Origin of the sequence: Kitasatospora sp. NPDC057500 (genome assembly GCF_042802195.1) — a bacterium.
Classification (GTDB): domain Bacteria; phylum Actinomycetota; class Actinomycetes; order Streptomycetales; family Streptomycetaceae; genus Kitasatospora.
This window is the reverse complement of record NZ_JBHVER010000001.1, coordinates 122,139-142,845: the sequence shown is the minus strand read 5'-3', so window position 1 is coordinate 142,845 and position 20,707 is coordinate 122,139. Positions and strand designations below refer to the sequence as shown.

The following is a 20,707-nucleotide window of genomic DNA, read 5'->3' as shown; positions in this document are numbered from 1 at the left end:
ACCTACCACGCGCCCGGCATCGAGATCGTCTCCAACCTGACCGGGCGTACGGCCACGGCCGCGGAACTCCGCTCCCCCGACCACTGGGTACGCCACGTCCGGGGCACCGTGCGCTTCCTGGACGGGGCCCGCCGGCTGCGGGCCGAGGGTGCGACGACCTACCTCGAACTCGGACCGGGCGGCGTGCTGTCCGGCATGCTCCACACCTGCCTTTCCGACCCCGTCCCCGACCCCGTCCCCGACTCCACCCCCGCCCCGGCCCCCGGCGGCCCCGGGACGGTGCCGCTGCTGCGCGACGGCCGTGGCGAGTCGGACGCTGTCCGCACCGCGCTCGCCTCGCTCCACCTGCGCGGCGTGGCGGTGGACTGGTCGGCGGGCTGGAGCGGAACCGACGTGCGGCGGGTCGACCTGCCCACCTACGCCTTCCAGCGCAGGCGCTTCTGGCCGGAAGCCGCGCTGGACCCGGCCCCCGCCGCCTGGCGCTCCCGCCGGGGGACCGCGGTCCCGGCCGGCCCCCAGCGCTACCGCATCGCCTGGGAGCCGCTCACCGCGCCCGCGGAGCCCCGCCTCTCCGGTCGCTGGCTGCTCGTCACCCCGGACGGACCCGGCGCCGAGGACACCGCACTCGCCTGCGAACAGGCTCTCGCCGGACACGGCGCCGACGTGGTCGTGATCCGGGTCGGGGCCGCCGTCGAACGCGCTGAGCTGGCCTCGCTGCTCCCGGAGTTCGGCGCCCTGGAGGGCGTCCTGTCCCTGCTGGCCCTGGCCGAGGGAACCCACCCGGGCCTGCGGACGCTCGACACCTGCCTGACCGGGACCCTGCTGCTGCTCCAGGCACTGGGCGAGAGCGGCATCGACGCGCCCCTGTGGTGCGCCACCCGCGGCGCGGTGGCGGTCCGCGGCACGGAGGAGGTCCGCCCCGAACAGGCCCAGGTGTGGGGCCTGGGCCGGGTGGCGGCACTGGAGCACCCGCGGCGCTGGGGCGGCCTGGTCGACCTGCCGGACCTGCTGGACGGGCCCGCGCTGGACGGGTTGTGCGCGGTGCTGGCCGGGCGGGACGGCGAGGACCAGGTGGCCGTACGCGCGCCGGCGCCGCTGGGCCGCCGCCTCGTCCCCGCGCCGGAGCCCGCGACACCCGCGCCCGCACCGTGGACGGTGCGCGGCACGGTCCTCGTCACCGGCGGAACCGGAGGCCTCGGCGCCCAGGTGGCGCGCTGGCTCGCGGAGCGCGGCGCGGAACACCTCGTCCTGCTCAGCCGGCGGGGCCCCGAGGCCCCCGGCGCCGACGCGCTGGTCGACGCCCTGGCGGCGCTCGGCGCCCGGAGCACCCTGCTGGCCTGCGACGTCGCCGACCGCACCGCGCTGGAACGGGTCCTGGAGCGGCTGCGCGACGAGGGCGACACCGTACGGGCCGTGGTGCACACGGCGGGACTGACCTCGGACACCGCGCTGATGGACTGCACGCCGGAGGAACTGGCCTGGCGGACGGCGGCCAAGACGCGCGGCGCGGCCCACCTCGACGCCCTGTTCGAAGGCCGCCCGCTGGACGCCTTCGTGCTGTTCTCCTCGATCTCGGGGACGTGGGGCAGCGGCGGCCAGGGCGCGTACGCGGCGGCCAACGCCTACCTGGACGGCCTCGCCGCGGCGAGGCGCGGGCGGGGCCTGCCGGCGACCTCGGTGGCCTGGGGCCCCTGGGCCGGCGCGGGCATGGCCGATGGCGCCGTGGGCGACGGCCTGCGCCGCCACGGGCTGGTGCCGATGGCCCCCGCGGCGGCGCTCTCCGCGCTCGGCCTGGCGCTGGCCCTGGACGAGGGCGAGGCGGTCGTCGTCGAGCTGGACTGGAGCCGCTTCGCGCCCACCTTCGGTTCGGTGCGGGACAGCGCGCTGCTGCGCGGCCTGCCGGCCGTCCCGGAGCCCCGGGCGGCGGACGGCGGCCCCGCTGCTGCGGACACCGCCGCCGGGTCCGGGTCCGGTACGGGCGGCGACCCGTCGTGGCTGCACCGACTGCACCGGCTGTCCGAGCCGGAGGGCCGCAAACTGCTGACGGAGCTGGTCCGCAGCGAGGCGGCAGCCGTCCTGGGACACGAGTCGGCCGCCGGCTTCCTGGCCGACCGCCCGTTCCGCGAGCTGGGCTTCGACTCGCTCACCGCCGTGGAACTCCGCAACCGGCTGGTCGAGGCCACCGCTCTGCCGCTCGCGCTCACCTCCGTCTTCGACCACCCGACGGCAGCCGTCCTCGCCGCGCACCTCTTCGCCGGGCTGAGCGGCACGGAACCGGACGCCGACGGCACGACCGGCCCGGCCGCGGCGGACCCCGCAGCCGCCGTCGGCGGCGCGGCCGGGCCCGGGGCGGCCGACGAACCCCTGGCGATCGTCTCGATGGCCTGCCGGTTCCCGGGCGGCGTCCGCTCGCCCGAGGACCTGTGGCGACTGGTGGCCGACGGCGTGGACGCGGTCGCCGCGCTGCCCGCCGACCGCGGCTGGCCGCTGGACACCCTCTACGACCCGGACCCCCTGCACCCGGGCACCTTCTACACCACCGGCGGCGGATTCCTGGACGGGGCGGCCGAGTTCGACGCGGAGTTCTTCGGGATCTCCCCGCGCGAGGCACTGGCCATGGACCCGCAGCAGCGACTGCTGCTCGAAACCAGCTGGGAGGCACTGGAGCGGGCCGGACTCGATCCCGCGTCGGTACGCGGCAGCGAGGGCGGCGTCTACGTCGGCGTCGCGGCCCAGGGCTACGGCACCGGTCCGCAGAACCCGTCCGACGAGGTCGAGGGGCACCTGCTCAGCGGCACGGTCACCAGCGTCGCCTCCGGCCGCGTGGCCTACACCCTCGGGCTCGGCGGCCCCGCCGTGACCGTGGAGACGGCCTGCTCGTCCTCGCTGGTGGCGCTGCACCTGGCCGGCCAGGCACTGCGCGCCGGCGACTGCTCGTTCGCCCTGGTCGGCGGCGCCGCGGTGATGGCGAGCCCGGACGTCTTCGTCGAGTTCAGCCGTCAGCAGGGCCTGTCACCCGACGGCCGCTGCCGCTCCTTCGCCGAGGGGGCGAACGGTACGGGCTGGGGCGAAGGGGTGGGCGTACTGCTCGTGGAACGCCTCTCCGACGCGCGCCGCCTCGGGCATCCGGTCCTCGCCCTGATCCGCGGCACCGCGGTGAACCAGGACGGCGCCAGCAACGGCCTCACCGCCCCGAGCGGCCCCGCGCAGCAGCGGGTGATCAGGGCCGCGCTGGCCACGGCGGGACTGTCCGGCGCCGAGATCGACCTGGTCGAGGCGCACGGAACCGGCACCGTGCTCGGCGACCCCATCGAGGCGCAGGCCCTCCTGGCCACCTACGGCCAGGACCGGCCCGCCGACCGCCCGCTGTGGCTGGGGTCGCTGAAGTCCAACATCGGGCACACCCAGGCCGCCGCCGGGGTCGCCGGGGTCATCAAGACGGTGCTCGCACTGCGGAACGGCGTGCTCCCCGGCACCCTGCACGCGGAGGAGGCGTCCAGCCGGGTGGACTGGTCGGCCGGCGCGGTCCGGCTGCTCGCGAACGCCCGCCCCTGGGACGCCCCGGACGGGGACCGGCCGCGCCGGGCCGGCGTCTCCGCGTTCGGCATGAGCGGCACCAACGCCCACGCCGTTCTGGAGGAGGCACCCGCCACCGACGCCCCGCTGCCCGAAGGCACGGACGGCGAACCGTCCGAGGACACCGGGACCACTGTTCCGTGGCTGCTCTCCGCCATGACCCCCGCGGCCCTGCGCCGACAGGCACGCCGACTGGGCGAGCACCTGCGGGCCGACCCCGACGGGGGCGCCGCCGGACTGGCCCGGGCGCTCGCCACCACCCGCCCCGCCCTGCCCTTCCGGGCGGCCGCCACCGGCCGCGACCGCGACGCGCTCCTCGGCTGGCTGGACGCCCTCGCGGCGGGCGAACCCGCGCCCGACGCCGTGCAGGACCGGGCGCGCGGCGGCCGTACGGCCTTCGTCTTCCCCGGCCAGGGCTCGCAGTGGGCCGGCATGGCCGTGGCGGCGCTCGACGCCTCCGAGACGTTCGCCGCCGCCATCGACGCCTGCGAACGGGCGCTCGCCCCGCACACCGACTGGTCCCTGACCGAGGTGCTGCGCGGTGCGCCCGGCGCACCGACGCTCGACCGCGTGGACGTCGTCCAGCCGGTGCTCTTCGCCGTGATGGTCGCGCTGGCCGCGCACTGGCGCGGGACCGGGATCACCCCGGACGCGGTCGTCGGGCACAGCCAGGGCGAGATCGCCGCCGCCTGCGTCGCCGGAGCGCTGTCGCTCGACGACGCGGCCCTCGTGGTGGCGCTGCGCAGCCGGGCGCTGCTGAAGCTGGCGGGACGCGGCGGCATGGTGTCGGTCGCCGCCTCCGCCGAGCGGACCACGCGCCTGCTGCCCGCCGGCGCGGGCGCGTGCGTGGCCGCGGTGAACGGCCCCGACGCCGTGGTCGTCGCCGGGGAGCCCCAGGAGCTGGCCGCCCTGCTCGCCGCCTGCGACCGGGAAGGCGTACGGGCCAAGGCGATCCCGGTGGACTACGCGGCCCACTCGGCCCAGGTCGCCGGGATCGAGGACGAACTGCGCGAAGCCCTCGCCGGGATACGCCCCCGCGCCTCGGCCGTCCCGCTCTATTCGACGGTGACCGGCGAACCCGTCGCCGGAGAATCGCTCGACGCCGCCTACTGGTACCGCAACCTGCGCGAGCCGGTCGACTTCGTCGGAGCGACCCGCGCCCTGCTGGAGGCGGGGCACACCGTGGTCGTCGAGGTAAGCCCGCATCCGGCGCTGCTCGCCGGGATCGAGGCGGTGGCCGCGGAGGCCGGGCGGGAGGTGTCGGCGGTCGGCACGCTGCGGCGCGGCGACGGCGGCCGGGACCGGCTGCTGGCCTCACTGACCGAGGCGTGGGCGGCCGGCGGCGGTCCGGTGGACTGGTCGCCCTGGACGGGGGCCCCCGGGCCGGGCGGCCCGGCACCCGTCCTGCTGCCGACGTACCCCTTCCAGCGCGACCGGTACTGGCTGTCCACTCCGGGCCGGACGGCCGCCGCCACCACCGGGGTGCCGGCCGAGGACACTTCGGAGGCCGCGGGCGACGACGACGGCACCCCCGCCGTACGACTGGCCGCCCGGCTGGCCCCGCTGGACCGGCAGGCACGCCGTCAAGCGGTACTCGACCTGGTCGTCCGGCACGCGGCCGCGGTCCTCGGCCATCCCGGAGCCGGTCCGGTGCGCCCGGAACGCTCCTTCTCCGAGGTCGGCTTCGACTCGATGCTCGCGGTGCGGTTCAGGAACGCGCTGTGCGAGGCCACCGGGCTGAGCGTCCCGCCGACGGTCGTCTTCGACCACCCGACGCCCGAGGCGCTCGCCGCCCACCTGGACGCGGAGCTGTCCGCCGCGCCCGAACCTCCCTCGCCGCTGCTGGCCGAGCTGGACCGGCTGGCCGAGCTCCTCGCGGCCGTCCCGCCCGGAGCGGCCGACACCGACGGGGTCGGCGAACGACTGGACGAACTGCTGCGCGGCTGGGGCCGGCGCGCCGGTGCGCCGGGCGGCGAGGCACCACCGCCCGGACCGGTGGACGACACCGCCGCGGTGACGGATACGGCGACAGCGGAGGAGCTGTTCGCCCTGATCGACAACGACTTCGGCAATGCCTGAGAGAGAGCTGGCACTGATGCCCGACGACAAGAAGCTGCTCGACTACCTCAGGCGCGCCACCGCGGACCTCGGTGACGCCCGGAGGCAGCTGCGCGAGGCCGAGCAGGCCCGCCACGAACCGATCGCCGTCGTCTCCATGGCCTGCCGCTATCCCGGCGGCGCCGACACGCCCGAACGACTGTGGGACCTGGTCTCCCGGGGCGCCGACGCGATCTCCGCCTGGCCGGTCAACCGCGGCTGGGACCTGGAGGGCCTCTACGACCCGGACCCCGAGCGGCCCGGTACCTCCTACACCCGCAACGGCGGCTTCCTCCACGACGCCGCCGACTTCGACGCGGAGTTCTTCGGCATCTCGCCGCGCGAGGCCCTGGCGACGGACCCCCAGCAGCGGCTGGCACTGGAGACCGCCTGGGAGGCGGTCGAGCGGGCCGGGATCGACCCCCGCACGCTGCGGCGCACCGGCACGGGCGTCTTCCTCGGGGCGATCGGCAACGGCTACGGCGCGGGCTCGCGCCACCTCCCCGATGTCCAGGGCCTGCTGGACACCGGGACCGCGAGCAGCGTGGTCTCCGGCCGGATCGCCTACACCCTGGGCCTGGAAGGGCCCGCGGTGACCGTGGACACGGCCTGCTCCTCCTCGCTGGTCGCCCTGCACCTGGCGATCCGGGCCCTGCGGGCGGGTGACTGCACGCTGGCCCTGGCCGGCGGGGTGTCGGTGATGGCGACCCCCGACGCGTTCGTGGCGTTCAGCCGCCAGCGCGCGTTGTCGGCCGACGGCCGCTGCAAGGCGTTCGGGGCCGACGCGGACGGCACCGGCTGGTCCGAGGGCGCCGGCGTCCTGCTGCTGGAGCGGCTGTCGGAGGCCCGGCGCAACGGGCACCCGGTGCTGGCCGTCATCCGGGGTTCGGCCACGAACCAGGACGGGGCGAGCAACGGGCTGACGGCGCCCAGCGGTCCGTCGCAGCAGCGGGTGATCCGGGCGGCGCTGGCGGACGCGGGGCTGTCGGCGTCCGAGGTGGACGCGGTGGAGGCGCACGGCACCGGCACCACCCTCGGCGACCCCATCGAGGCGCAGGCCCTGCTGGCCACGTACGGCCAGGGGCGGCCCGCCGAACGGCCCTTGTGGCTGGGCTCGTTGAAGTCGAACATCGGCCACACCTCGGCGGCGGCCGGAGTGGGCGGCGTCATCAAGATGGTGCTGGCGATCGAGCACGGCGAACTGCCCAGGACCCTGCACGCGGACCGGCCGACGCCCATGGTGGACTGGTCGTCGGGAGCCGTCGAGATCCTCTCCGAGGCCCGCGCCTGGGACGACACGGGACGCCCGCGCCGGGCCGGGGTGTCCGCCTTCGGCGTCAGCGGCACCAACGCCCATCTGATCCTGGAACAGGCCCCGGCGGAGGAAGCCGAACCGGCGGCCGAGAACGCGGTCGGTGGCGATGCGTACCCGCTGCCCTGGGTGCTGTCGGGGCGCACCGACGAGGCGCTGCGCGACCAGGCGGCCCGGCTGCTGGCACACCTGGGCGCCGGTCCCGGACCCCTGCGGGCCGCCGACACCGGCCGCGCCCTCGCCCTCACGCGTACCGCCTTCGAGCGGCGGGCCGTGGTGGTGGGCACCGACCCGGACCGGCTGCTCGACGGCGTGAAGGCGCTGGCGGAGGGCCGGTCGGTGCCGGGGCTGGTGCGGGGCGACGGGGTGTCGTCGGGCCGTTCGGTGCTGGTGTTCCCGGGTCAGGGTTCGCAGTGGGTGGGGATGGCTGCGGGGTTGTTGGACGAGTCGGAGGTGTTCGCGGGGCGGATGGCGGAGTGCGGTCGGGCTCTGGCGCCTTTTGTGGACTGGTCCTTGACGGATGCGTTGGGTTCGGAGCGGTTGCTGGCGCGGGTGGATGTGGTGCAGCCGGTGCTGTGGGCGGTGATGGTGTCGCTGGCGGAGGTGTGGCGTGGCTTCGGCGTCGTTCCGGACGCTGTGGTCGGTCACTCCCAGGGTGAGATCGCGGCTGCTTGTGTGGCGGGTGGGCTGAGTCTGGAGGACGGGGCGCGGGTGGTGGCGTTGCGTTCCCGTGCGGTGGGGGCGTTGGCGGGGCGGGGTGGCATGGCGTCGGTGCCGTTGCCGGCGGACGTGGCACGGGGGCGGATCGCCTCGTGGGCGGGGTTGTCGGTGGCGGCGGTGAACGGTCCGTCGTCGACGGTGGTTTCGGGTGACGCGGACGCCGTGACGGAGCTGGTCGACGCGCTGGTGGGGGAGGGGGTGCGGGCGCGTCTGATCGAGGTCGACTACGCGTCGCACTCCGCGCATGTGGAGGAGGTCCGCGAGCAGTTGCTCGCCGATCTGGACGGCGTCGTGCCCCGGTCGGGTTCGGTGCCGTTCTTCTCGACGGTGACGGGTGGCTGGCTGGACACGGAGGCCCTGGACGCCGGGTACTGGTACCGGAACCTGCGGGAGACGGTGGAGTTCGGGAGGGCCACGGAGGCGCTGCTGGGGGAGGGCTTCCGGTTCTTCGTCGAGTCCAGCCCGCACCCCGTGCTCACCTTCGGTGTCCAGCAGAGCGCCGAGGAGGCCGACACCGCCGGCTCCGCGCAGGGCCCCGCCGTGGTCCTGGGCACGTTGCGGCGCGGCGAGGGCGGCCTCGACCGCTTCCTGACGTCCCTGGGAGAGGCCCACGCGGGCGGTCTGTCGCCCGACTGGGAGCGGGTGTTCGCCGGACACCGTCCGGACGGCGTCTCCCTGCCCACCTACCCCTTCCAGCGTCGCCCGTACTGGCTGGAGGACACCGGCCCCGCGGCGGGCGTGCCGTCCGGACCGCCCTCGGAGGGCGACGACTTCTGGGAGGCCCTGGGCGGGGGCGACCTGGACCGGTTCACCACGGCCCTCGGGGTGGCGCCCGAGGACCCGCTGAACGTGGTGCTCCCCGCGCTCGCCACCTGGCGCACCGAGCGCACCGAGCGTTCGGTGGTCGACTCCTGGCGCTACCGGGTGACCTGGCGAGCCTTGCCCGAGGGCCCCCCGGTCGCACTGCACGGCAGCTGGCTCGTCCTGTCGTCGGACGGTCAGCCCGAGGGCGGGGTGCGCCGGTCGGAGGAGACCGTCCACGTCATGGAACAGGCCGGGGCCTCGGTGGTCCACGTACGGATCACCGAGGCGGAGGCGGACCGCGCCGTGCTGGCCGAGCGGGTCCGCGCGTCCCTCGGCGCGCTGCCCGGCCCGGTGACGGGAGTGCTGTCGCTGCTGGGCCTGGACGAGCGCCCGCACTCGGCGCACCCCTCCGTCCCGCTGGGCACCGCGCTCAACCTGGCCCTGGTGCAGTCCCTCGGCGACGCCGGGATCGACGCGCCCCTGTGGTGGGCGACCCGGGGCGCGGTGTCGGTCGGGGGCGCGGACACCGGGAGTGCGGTCAGCGCCGCGCAGAACCTGCTCTGGGGTCTGGGCCGGGTCGCCGCGCTGGAGTTCCCGCGGCGCTGGGGCGGTCTGATCGACCTCCCGGAGGTCCTGGACACGGACACCGCCCAGCAGCTGTGCCGGGTGCTGGGCGGCGAGGCCGGGGACGAGGACCAGGTGGCCGTGCGGGCCACCGGCTGCCACGGCCGGCGGCTGGTCCGGTCCGCCCTGGGCGACACCGCGCCGCGGCGGAGGTGGCGGCCCGGGGGAACCGTGCTGATCACCGGCGGCACCGGCGGGATCGGCGCGCAGATCGCGCGCTGGCTGGCCCGGCGGGGAGCCGGGCACCTGGTGCTGGTCAGCCGGCGCGGCGCGGACGCGCCGGGTGCGCCGGAGCTCTCCGAGGAACTGGCCGCCCTCGGCGCCCGGGTCACCCTCGCCTCGTGCGACGTCGCCGACCTGGAGGCCCTGCGCGCGCTGAAGGACGGCCTCGAACAGGACGGCCACCGGATCAGCACCGTCTTCCACGCCGCGGGCGCCGGGCTGCTGGTACCCCTGCCCGACACCGACGTGGACGAGTTCGCCGACACCCTCCACGCCAAGGCCGGCGGGGCCAGGAACCTGGACCTGCTCTTCGACCGGGACACGCTCGACGCGTTCGTGCTGTTCTCCTCCATCTCCGCGGTGTGGGGCAGCGCCGTCCACGGCGCCTACGCCGCCGCCAACGCCTATCTCGACGGCCTCGCCGAGGACCGCAGGAGCCGCGGCCTCGCCGCGACCTCCGTGGTCTGGGGGATCTGGCATCCCGAGGGCGGGGCCGGGATGGCGGCCGCACTGGTGGAGGAGACCCTGCGCGGCCACGGCGTGCTCTTCATGCCGCCCGCGGTCGCGATCACCGCGCTCCAGCAGGTCCTGGACCACGACGAGACGGTGGTCGTGGTCGCCGACGTCGACTGGGACCGCTTCGCGGCGGTCTTCACCTCGGCGCGCCCCAGCCCGCTGATCGGGGAACTGCCCGAGGTGCGCACCGCGCTGGCCGCCGAACCGGGGGCCGGCGGGACCGGGACCGGGGCCGAGGGGGCGCCCTCGGCGCTGCGCGACCGGCTGGAGCCGCTCCCGGCGGCCGAGCGGACCCGGACGCTGGTCGACCTGGTCCGGACCCACGCGGCCGCCGTCCTCGGCCACGACTCGCCGGACGCGGTCGCCCCCGGCCGTGCCTTCCGCGACCTGGGCTTCGACTCCCTGACCGCCGTGGACATGCGCAACCGGCTCAACGCCGCCACCGGCCTGCGGCTCCCGGTCACCGTCGTCTTCGACTACTCGTCGGCGACCGCGCTCGCCCGGCGCCTGGAGACCGGACTGCTGGGCGCCGTCGAGGAGCCCGCCACCGTCCGGCAGCCCCCGACGGCGGCACCCGCCGCGGACGACGACGACCCCGTCGTGATCGTCGCCATGAGCTGCCGCTACCCCGGCGGCGTCCGCACCCCCGAGGACCTGTGGCGCCTGGTCGCCGACGGGCGGGACGCCGTCTCCGGGCTGCCGTCCGACCGGGGCTGGGACCTCGACGCGCTGTACGACGCGGACCCCGACCGGCCCGGCAGGAGCTACGCCGCCGCCGGCGGATTCGTCAGGGACGCGGACCGTTTCGACCCCGGATTCTTCGGAATCTCACCGCGCGAGGCCCTGGCCATGGACCCGCAGCAGCGGCTGCTGCTCGAAACCTCCTGGGAGGCGATCGAGCGCGCCGGTATCGACCCCGCGTCCCTGCACGGCACCCCGACCGGCGTCTTCGCCGGCGCCTCCTACCAGGGCTACGGCGGCACCCTGCGCGACATCCCCGAGGAACTGGAGGGCCTGTTCATCGCCGGCATCTCCACCAGCGTCCTGTCCGGGCGGGTCGCCTACCAACTCGGCCTCCAGGGGCCCGCCGTGACCGTGGACACGGCCTGCTCCTCGTCGCTGGTGGCGGTCCACCTCGCCGCGCAGTCGCTGCGCTCGGGCGAATGCGCGCTGGCCCTGGCGGGCGGCGCCACGGTGATGGGCACCCCGCTGTCGTTCACCGGCTTCAGCCGCCAGCGCGGGCTCGCCGAGGACGGGCGCTGCAAGTCCTTCGCCGCCTCGGCGGACGGCTTCGGCATGGCCGAGGGCGTGGGCCTGCTGCTCCTGGAACGCCTCTCGGACGCCCGCCGCAACGGCCACCCGGTGCTCGCGGTGCTGCGCGGCTCGGCGATCAACCAGGACGGCGCGAGCAACGGGCTGACCGCGCCCAGCGGCCTGGCCCAGCAGCGGGTGATCCGCGACGCGCTGGCGAACGCCCGGCTGACGGCCGCCGACGTCGACGCCGTCGAGGCGCACGGCACCGGTACCCGGCTGGGCGACCCGATCGAGGCCGACGCGCTGCTGGCGACCTACGGCCAGGACCGGCCGGCCGACCGGCCGGTGCGGCTCGGATCGCTGAAGTCGAACATCGGGCACACCCAGGCCGCCGCCGGGGTCGGCGGCATCATCAAGATGGTGCTGGCCATGGCGCACGGCGAGCTGCCGCGGACCCTGCACATCGACCGGCCGTCCCCGAACGTCGACTGGACGACGGGCGCCGTCGCACTGCTGACCGAGGCCGCACCCTGGCCGGAGACCGGCCGACCGCGCCGGGCCGGAGTGTCCTCGTTCGGCCTGAGCGGCACCAACGCCCATGTCGTCATCGAGCAGCCGCCCGCCGAGCCCGACCCCGTACCCGTTGCCGGGTTGCCCGCCGTCCCGTGGGTCCTGTCCGGGCGGACCGCCGAAGCGGTGCAGGCCCAGGCGGAGCGGCTGCACGCGTACCTGACGGAACGTCCGGAGCTGTCGTCCGCCGACGTCGGCTACTCCCTGGCCACCACCAGGACCGCCTTCGAGCACCGCGCAGCCGTCGTCGGCGACGACCGCGCGACCCTGCTGGGCGGCCTGGCCGCGCTGGCCGCGGGAGAGCGCGCACCCGGCCTGGTCGAAGGCACCGTCGCCCGATCGGCCAGGACCGTCTTCGTCTTCCCCGGCCAGGGGTCCCAGTGGGCCGGCATGGCCCGGGAGCTGCTCGACCACGCCCCGGCCTTCGCCGACCGGATCGCGGCCTGTGAACGCGCCCTCGCCCCGCACCTGGACTGGTCGCTGCTCGCGGTCCTGCGGGAGGAGCCCGACGCGCCCCCGCTGGACCGGGTGGACGTGGTGCAGCCGGTGCTGTTCGCCGTGATGGTGTCGCTGGCCGAGCTGTGGCGGGCGCACGGGATCGTCCCCGACGCCGTGGTCGGCCACTCCCAGGGGGAGATCGCCGCCGCCTGCGTGGCCGGCGCGCTCTCGCTGGACGACGCGGCCCGGATCGTCGCCCTGCGCAGCCGGGCCCTGCTGGCCCTGACCGGACGCGGCGGCATGCTGTTCGTGCCGCAGCCGGTCGAAGCCGTACGCGACACACTGTCCTCCGGCTACCCGGCACTCGACGTCGCCGCAGTCAACGGGCCGACGTCGGTGACGGTCTCCGGCGACCCCGCGGCACTGGAACGACTGCGCGAGCAGTACTCCGAGGCGGGTGTGCTGACCTGGCCGGTCCCCGGCGTGACCTTCGCCGGACACTCGCCCCAGGTGGAGGAGCTCCGGGAGGAGCTGCTCACCCTCCTCGGCGGCACCGCGCCGCGGACGTCCGACATCCCGTTCTACTCCACGGTCAGCGGCGGCCCCCTGGACACCCGGGGCCTGGACGCCGCGTACTGGTACGAGAACCTGCGCCGGCCGGTGGAGTTCGGACGGGCGGTCGACGCGCTCATCGCCGACGGGCACCGCACCTTCGTCGAGTGCAGCACCCACCCCGCGCTGACCGTCTGGCTCCAGCAGGCCGTCGAGGCGGCCGGGGTCGGCGACGGAGCCGTCGTCGGCACCCTGCGCCGCACCGAGGGCGGCCCCGGCCGCTTCCTCGCCGCGCTCACCGAACTCCAGGTCCGCGGACTGCCGGTGGACTGGGGCACGGTGTTCGCCGGGAGCGGCGCGCGCAAGCGACCCCTGCCCACCTACGCCTTCCAGCAGCAGCGCTACTGGCTGGACACCACCCCCGGACGGCCCGCCGACGCCGTGACCGGCACCGACGCCGTGACCGGCACCGGCCCGGCCCACTCCGGCTTCTGGGAGGCGGTCGACCGCGGGGACCTGGACGCCCTCGCCACCACCCTGCGGGTCGAGGACGGGGAACTGAGGACCTCCCTCGCCTCCCTGGTGCCCACCCTCGCCGAGTGGGCGCGCGGCCGGGCCGGCGACCGGACCGCCGACAGCTGGCGCTACCGGGTCGCCTGGAAGCCCCTGCCGGCACCCGAGCGGCCCCGGCTCACCGGCAGCTGGCTCGTCGTCGCCCCGGCCGGCGCCGCCGACGACCCGGCCGTCGCGTTCGCCGTGGACTCCCTGCGCGAACACGGCGCCGCACCCGTCCTGGTCGAGGCGGGCCCCGACGCGACCGACCGGACCCGGTTCGCCGCACTGATCCGCGACGCCCACGGCCGCACCGACGGGCCGCCCGCCGGGATCCTGTCGCTGCTCGCCCTGGCTGAGGAACCGCACGGCGACGGATCGGCGCTTCCCCGCGGCCTCACCCTGACGGTCGCACTCCTCCAGGCCCTGGGCGACCTCGGCACCGACGCCCCGCTCTGGTGCGCCACCCGGGGCGCGGTGTCGGTCGGTCGCTCCGACCGGATCGGCAGCACGCTCCAGGCCCTGGCCTGGGGCCTCGGCGCGGTCGCCGGTGTCGAGTACCCGCAGCGCTGGGCCGGCCTGGTCGACCTGCCGCGACGGCTCGACGACCGGGCCGCGACCCGGCTCGCCGAAGCACTGACGGGCCCCGACGGCGAGGACCAGCTGGCGGTCCGCGCCACCGGCCTCTACGGCCGCAGGGTCGTCCACGCCGGACTCGGTGACACCGCCCCCGCACGCGACTGGGCACCCGGGGGCACGGTCCTGATCACCGGCGGCACCGGCGGCCTCGGCGCCCAGATCGCCCGATGGCTCGCCCGCACCGGCACCGCACACCTGCTGCTCACCAGCCGGCGCGGCGCACAGGCCCCGGGCGCCGACGCCCTGCTGGCCGAACTGCGCGGACTCGGCGCCGCCGCCACCGCGGTGGCCTGCGACGTCGCGGACCGCGACGCACTGGCGGAACTGCTCGCCGGCATTCCGGCCGAGCGCCCGCTGCGCGCCGTCCTGCACACCGCGGGCGTCCTCGACGACGGGGTGATCGACTCGATCACCCCCGAGCGCGCGGCCGGCGTCCTGCGCCCCAAGCTCGACGGCGCACGCAACCTCGACGCGCTCACCCGTGAACTCGACCTGACCGCCTTCGTGCTGTTCTCCTCGCTCGCCGGAACGCTCGGCGGGACCGGCCAGGGCAGCTACGCCGCCGCCAACGCCTACCTCGACGCCCTGGCCCGGCAGCGCCGCGACCTCGGACTGCCCGGCACCTCGGTGGCCTGGGGCCTGTGGGGCGGCGACAGCCTCGCCTCCGGAGCGGTCGCCGAACGGCTGATCCGCGACGGCCTGCCCGCCATGGATCCCGCGGTGGCCACGATCGCGCTGCGCCAGGCCCTCGACCACGACGACACGGCCGTCCTCGTCGCCGACTTCGCCTGGGACCGCTTCACGCGGGCGTTCACCGCGCTCCGGCCCAGTGCCGCGCTCGGGGACCTGCCCGAGGTACGGGCCGTACTCGCCGCCGCGGACGGGTCCCGGGGCACGGCCGACGGCGCCGAGCCGGCGGCCCTGCGGCTGACCGCACTGCCCCCGGCGGAACGGGACCGGGCCCTGCTGGACCTGGTCCGCGGCGAGGTCGCCGCCGTGCTCGGCCACCCCGGGCCCGAGGCGGTGGGACCCGACCAGGCGTTCAAGGACATCGGCTTCGACTCGCTGATCGCCGTCGAACTGCGCAACCGGATCGCCGCGGCCACCGGCCTGCGCCTGTCGGTGACCCTGGCCTTCGACTACCCCACGGCCACGGCCCTGGCCGGACACCTGCGCACCGAACTGCCGGGGGCGCCCGCCACGGAGACGCCCGACGCTCCCGGGCAGGTGCCCGCGGCTACCGCGGTGCCCGAGGACGAGGCGATCGCCGTGGTCGCCATGAGCTGCCGCTACCCCGGCGGCGTCAGCACGCCCGAGGAGTTGTGGGAGTTCGTCGCGGACGGACAGGACGCGATCACCGGCTTCCCCACCGGACGGGGCTGGGACCTGGACGGCCTCTACGACCCGGACCCGGAGCGGGTCGGCAGCACCTACGCACGGGAAGGCGGCTTCCTCCACGACGCCGACCGCTTCGACCCGGCCTTCTTCGGGATCTCCCCGCGCGAGGCGCTGACCATCGACCCCCAGCAGCGGCTGCTGCTCGAACTCTCCTGGGAGGCGATCGAACGGGCCGGCATCGACCCGCTGTCGCTCAAGGGCAGCGCGAGCGGCGTCTTCGTCGGGTGCAGCCACCACGACTACGGGTCGCGCGTCACCGAACCCTCCGAGGAGTCGGAGGGCTACCTCGGCATCGGCAGCGCGGGCAGCGTGGCGTCCGGACGGATCTCCTACAGCCTCGGCCTCGAAGGGCCCGCGGTGACCGTCGACACGGCGTGCTCCTCGTCGCTGGTCGCGGTCCACCTCGCGGCCCGGTCGCTGCGGGCCGGCGAATGCTCGCTGGCGCTCGCGGGCGGGGTGACCGTGATGTCGACACCGGGCGCGTTCGTGGAGTTCAGCCGGCAACGGGTCCTCGCCGAGGACGGCCGCTGCAAGCCGTTCGCCGCCGCCGCCGACGGCACCTCCTGGGCCGAGGGCGCCGGACTGCTCGTCCTGGAACGCCTCTCGGACGCCCGGCGCAACGGCCACCCGGTGCTCGCCCTCGTACGCGGCTCCGCCGTCAACCAGGACGGCGCCAGCAACGGCCTCACCGCCCCCAACGGACCCTCCCAGCAGCGGGTCATCCGGGCGGCCCTCGCCGACGCCGGACTGACCGCCTCCGAGGTCGACGCGGTGGAGGCGCACGGCACCGGGACCCGGCTGGGCGACCCGATCGAGGCCCAGGCCCTCCTGGCCACGTACGGCCGGGAACGCGACGCGCAGCAGCCGCTGTGGCTGGGCTCGCTGAAGTCGAACATCGGACACAGCCAGGCCGCCGCCGGAGTCGGCGGCATCATCAAGATGGTGCAGGCCATGCGGCACGGGACGCTGCCGCGCACCCTGCACGTCGACGCGCCGACACCCCACGTCGACTGGTCGGCCGGCGCCGTCCGGCTGCTCACCGACGACACCCCGTGGCCGGAGACCGGCCGCCCCCGGCGGGCCGCGGTGTCGTCGTTCGGGGTCAGCGGCACCAACGCCCACACCATCCTCGAACAGCCCACCGAACCGGTCCCGGCCGCCGGCCCCGCGCCGACCCCGGACACGCCCGCCGCCCCCGCCCTGCCCTGGCTGCTCTCCGCCCGTGGCGCGGACGCGCTGCGGGAGCAGGCCGCCCGGCTGCTCCGGCACGTGGAGAACGCCCCGACGCTCGCCACCGCGGACCTGGGCCGCTCCCTGGCGCTGAACCGCAGCGCCTTCGAGTACCGGGCGGCCCTCACCGGCACGGACCGGCCGACCCTGCTCCAGGGGCTCACCGCCCTCGCCGCCGGCGAGCCGTCGGCGGACCTGGTGACCGGTGTCGCCGGCCCGGTCGTGAAGACCGCCTTCCTGTTCCCCGGCCAGGGCAGCCAGCGCACCGGCATGGGCGCCGAGCTGTACGCGCGGTTCCCGGTCTTCGCCGACGCCTTCGACGCCGTCTGCGCGGAACTCGACCCGCTGCTCGACCACCCGCTGAGGGAGGTGATCGACGCCGCCCCCGGCGACCCCGGCCACGGCCTGCTGGACCGCACCGAGTACACCCAGCCCGCCCTGTTCGCCCTCGGCGTCGCGCTGTTCCGCCTCGTCGAGCACTGGGGCCTGCGTCCCGACCGGCTGCTCGGCCACTCCGTGGGAGAGCTGGCCGCCGCCCACGTCGCCGGGGTGTTCGCCCTGCCCGACGCCGCAAGGCTGGTGGTCGCGCGGGGACGGCTGATGCAGGCCCTCCCGGCGGGCGGCGCGATGGCCGCCCTCGCCGCCGGGGAGGAGGAGGTGCTGCCGCTGCTCGCGGGCCGCGAGGGCGCCGTCGGCCTCGCCGCGGTCAACGGCCCGGCCTCGACCGTGATCTCCGGCGACGCGGCGGCGGTGGACGGGATCGCCGCCGTGCTCGCCGCGCGCGGCCGCAAGACCCGACGGCTGCGGGTCTCCCACGCCTTCCACTCGCCCCTCATGGAGCCGATGCTCGCCGAGTTCCGCGAGGTCGCGGCACGGATCGTCCCGGGGGAGGCCGCCATCCCCGTCATCTCCGACCTGACGGGCGAGCCGGCCACCGCCGAGCAGCTCGGCTCGCCGGACTACTGGGTGGAGCACGTGCGCGGCACCGTCCGCTTCCAGGACGGCGTACGCCACCTGGAACGCGACGGCGTGACCGCGTTCCTGGAACTCGGACCCGACGGCGCGCTCACCGCCATGGGCCAGGACTGCCTGACCGGCGCCACCGGCAGCCCCGTGCTGGTGCCCCTGCTGCGCAAGGACCGGCCCGAGGCACCCGCGGCGACGGCCGCCCTGGCCCGGCTGCACGTCGCGGGCGTCCCCGTGGACTGGAACGCCGTCCACTCCGGCGGCCCGTCCCGCTCCGCCGTCGACCTGCCGACCTACGCCTTCCAGCGCGGCAGCTACTGGCTGGAGGCCGGCCCGGCCACGGCCGGCCTGCCCGCGGCCGGACTGCTGACGGTCGACCACCCGCTGCTCGGTGCCGGAACGGAACTCGCGGACTCCGACGGCTTCCTCTTCACCGGCAGGTTCTCGGTCCGCAGCCACCCCTGGCTGGCCGACCACGGCGTCTACGAGGGCGTGCTGTTCCCCGCCACCGCGTTCCTGGAACTCGCGGTCCGCGCGGGCGACCAGGTCGGGTGCGACCAGGTCGAGGAACTGACCCTGGAGGCACCGCTGGTGCTCCCGGCGGGCGGAACCGTCACGCTTCAGCTCACCGTCGGAAGCCCGGACGCCTCCGGCACCCGCCCGCTGAGCATCCACGCCCGGGCCGCCGACGACGGCCCCGACGCCCCCTGGACCCGGCACGCGAGCGGCCTGCTCACCTCCGCCGGCCGACCCGGCCCGGTGGACCCGACCGGCCCGGCGGACCTGCTCGACCCGGCAGACCCCGCGGCCTGGCCGCCGCCCGGAGCCGTCCCCCTCGACACGGAAGGCCTGTACGACCGCTTCGCGGACGGCGGCTTCGCCTACGGCCCCGCGTTCCAGGGCCTGCGCGCGGCCTGGCGGCTCGGCGACGAGGTGTACGCCGTCGCGAGCCTGCCGGAGGAGCAGCAGCCGGACGCCGCCGCGTTCGGCCTGCACCCGGCCCTGCTGGACGCCGCCCTGCACGCGCTGGTCTTCGACGTCCTGGAGGGACCCGCGCAGGGCTGGCTGCCGTTCTCCTGGAACGGGGTGCGCCTGCACGCCTCCGGCGCCGCCGAGCTCCGGTTGCGGCTGACCCCCACCGGCCGCGACGCCGTCGCCGTACGGGCGACCGACGCCACCGGGAGCCCGGTGGTCTCGGCCCGCTCCCTCGTCCTGCGGCCCGTCTCGCCCGACCGCTTCAAGGCCACCCGCACCGGACACCACGAGGATCTGTTCCGCCCCGAGTGGCAGGCTCTGCCCGAGCGCGCCGCGACGGCGGCGGGCCCGGTTCCCGACCCGGAGTCCTGGACCGTGCTCGGCACCGGGACGCCCCTGCCGCCCGGCGCCGCGCCGCTCCCCGGCCGTACGGTCGCCGACCTCGCCGCGCTGTCGGCGCTGCTCGACGCGGGCGCCCCGACGCCCCGGCTGGTGCTGGCCGCCTGCCCGCCCGCCCCGGCCCCGTACGCGCCGCCCGGCACCCTCCGCGACGCGGTCCACGACGGCCTCGGCACGGTCCTCGCCCTGCTGCGCGGCTGGCTGGCCGACGAGCGCCTGACCGGCTCCAAGCTGGTCCTGGTCACCGCGGGCGCGGTCCCGGTGACCGGCGACGACGTCCCGGACCCGGCCCTGGCCGCGCTGTGGGGCATGGTCCGCTCGGCGCAGACCGAGAACCCCGACCGCTTCGTCCTGCTGGACCTGGACGCCCCAGGGGCCCCGCCCGCCGTCATCGCCGAAGCCCTCGCGTCCGGGGAACCCCAGCTCGCGATCCGGGCCGGGGCCGTCCACACCGCCCGGCTGGCCCGCGTACCGCTGGCCGACAGCGGGCGCGCACCCGGCTGGGGCGGCGACGGAACCGTCCTGATCACCGGCGGCACCGGCGCCATCGGCGCCCACGTCGCCCGCCACCTGGCCGCCGAGCACGGCGTCCGGCACCTGCTGCTGACCAGCCGCAGCGGCCCCGCCGCCGACGGCGCGGCGGAACTCCTCGCCGAACTCGCCGCCCTGGGCGCGAACGCCGAGATCACCGCCTGCGACGCCGCCGACCGCGACGCCCTCGCGGACCTGCTGGCCGCCCTGCCCCCCGCACACCCGCTGACCGGGGTGGTGCACGCCGCGGGCGTCCTGGCCGACGGCGTCGTCGCCACCATGACGCCCGAGCAACTGGACCTCGTCCTGCGCCCCAAGGTGGACGCGGCGATCAACCTGCACGAACTCACCGCCGGCCTGGACCTGTCCGAGTTCGTCCTGTTCTCGTCCATCGCCGGAGTCTTCGGCGGCATGGGCCAGGGCAACTACGCCGCCGCCAACGCCTTCCTGGACGCACTGGCCCACCGGCGCCGCGCCGACGGGCTGCCCGGCCGCTCCCTCGCCTGGGGCCTGTGGGCCAACAGCACCGGGATGACCGGCGGGCTCACCGAGGCCGACCTGCGACGGATCGCCCGGGGCGGGATCGTCGCCTTCGACCCGGCCCGGGGGCTGGCGCTCTTCGACACGGCCGGCACCCTCGACGAGCCGGTCGTCCTCCCGCTGCGGCTCGACACCGCGGCCGTCCGCGCCCAGGCCGCCACCGGCGGCGTCCCCGCCCTGCTGCGCGGCCTGGTGCGCCCCGCCGCCCGGCGCGGCGCCGCGGGCACCGCCGCCGGCACCGGCCCCGACGGGCCCGAAGCCCTGAAGCAGCGCCTCGGCTCCCTCAACGAGACCCAGCGCGGCCGGGTCCTGCTCGACCTGGTCCGCTCCCACGCCTCCCTGGTGCTCGGCCACAGCGGCCCGGCCGCGGTCGAGCCCGGGCGCGGCCTGCTGGAGGTCGGCTTCGACTCGCTGACCGCGGTGGAACTGCGCAACCGGCTGCGCGCCGCCACCGGCCACCCCCTGCCGGCCACCCTGCTCTTCGACCACCCGACCCCGGCCGCGATCGCCGAACACCTCGCCGCCGAACTGGTCCCCGACGCCGGGCCCGGCCCGCTCCTCGGCCTCGCCGACCTGGACCGCCTGGAAGGCACCCTCGACGACGCCCTCGACGACCCGGCGGACCGCGAACGGCTCGCCGACCGGCTCCGGGAACTCCTGGGCCGCCTCGACCGGGCGGTCCCCGCGGCCGACGGCGACGGCACGGCGGCCGACTCCATCGAGGACCGCATGGACGGCGCCAGCGACGACGAACTCTTCGACCTCATCGACAACGAACTCGGCCTGTCATGA

The 20,707-nt window shown here is 76.5% G+C and carries 2 protein-coding genes (1 of these 2 running past the window's edge); both read left to right on the top strand.

Annotation, left to right across the window (positions count from 1 at the left end):
- A protein-coding gene (locus tag ACFU74_RS00245) for a type I polyketide synthase (protein WP_380749270.1) crosses the window boundary here: on the top strand, nt 1–5,655 show its 3' end. 8,790 nt of this gene lie to the left of the window's left edge; the window shows 5,655 of its 14,445 coding nt (coding positions 8,791–14,445); its start codon lies off the left edge, out of view; the stop codon is at nt 5,653–5,655.
- Nucleotides 5,648–20,707 (top strand): type I polyketide synthase, encoded by a 15,060-nt coding sequence (locus ACFU74_RS00240; protein WP_380749267.1) that lies wholly within the window; start codon nt 5,648–5,650, stop codon nt 20,705–20,707. The genes ACFU74_RS00245 and ACFU74_RS00240 overlap by 8 nt, the downstream gene beginning before the upstream one ends.

Excerpts from the sequence above, each read along its gene's own strand:
- ACFU74_RS00240 (WP_380749267.1), top strand. The coding sequence starts at position 5,648 with ATGCCTGAGAGAGAGCTGGCACTGATGCCCGACGACAAGAAGCTGCTC.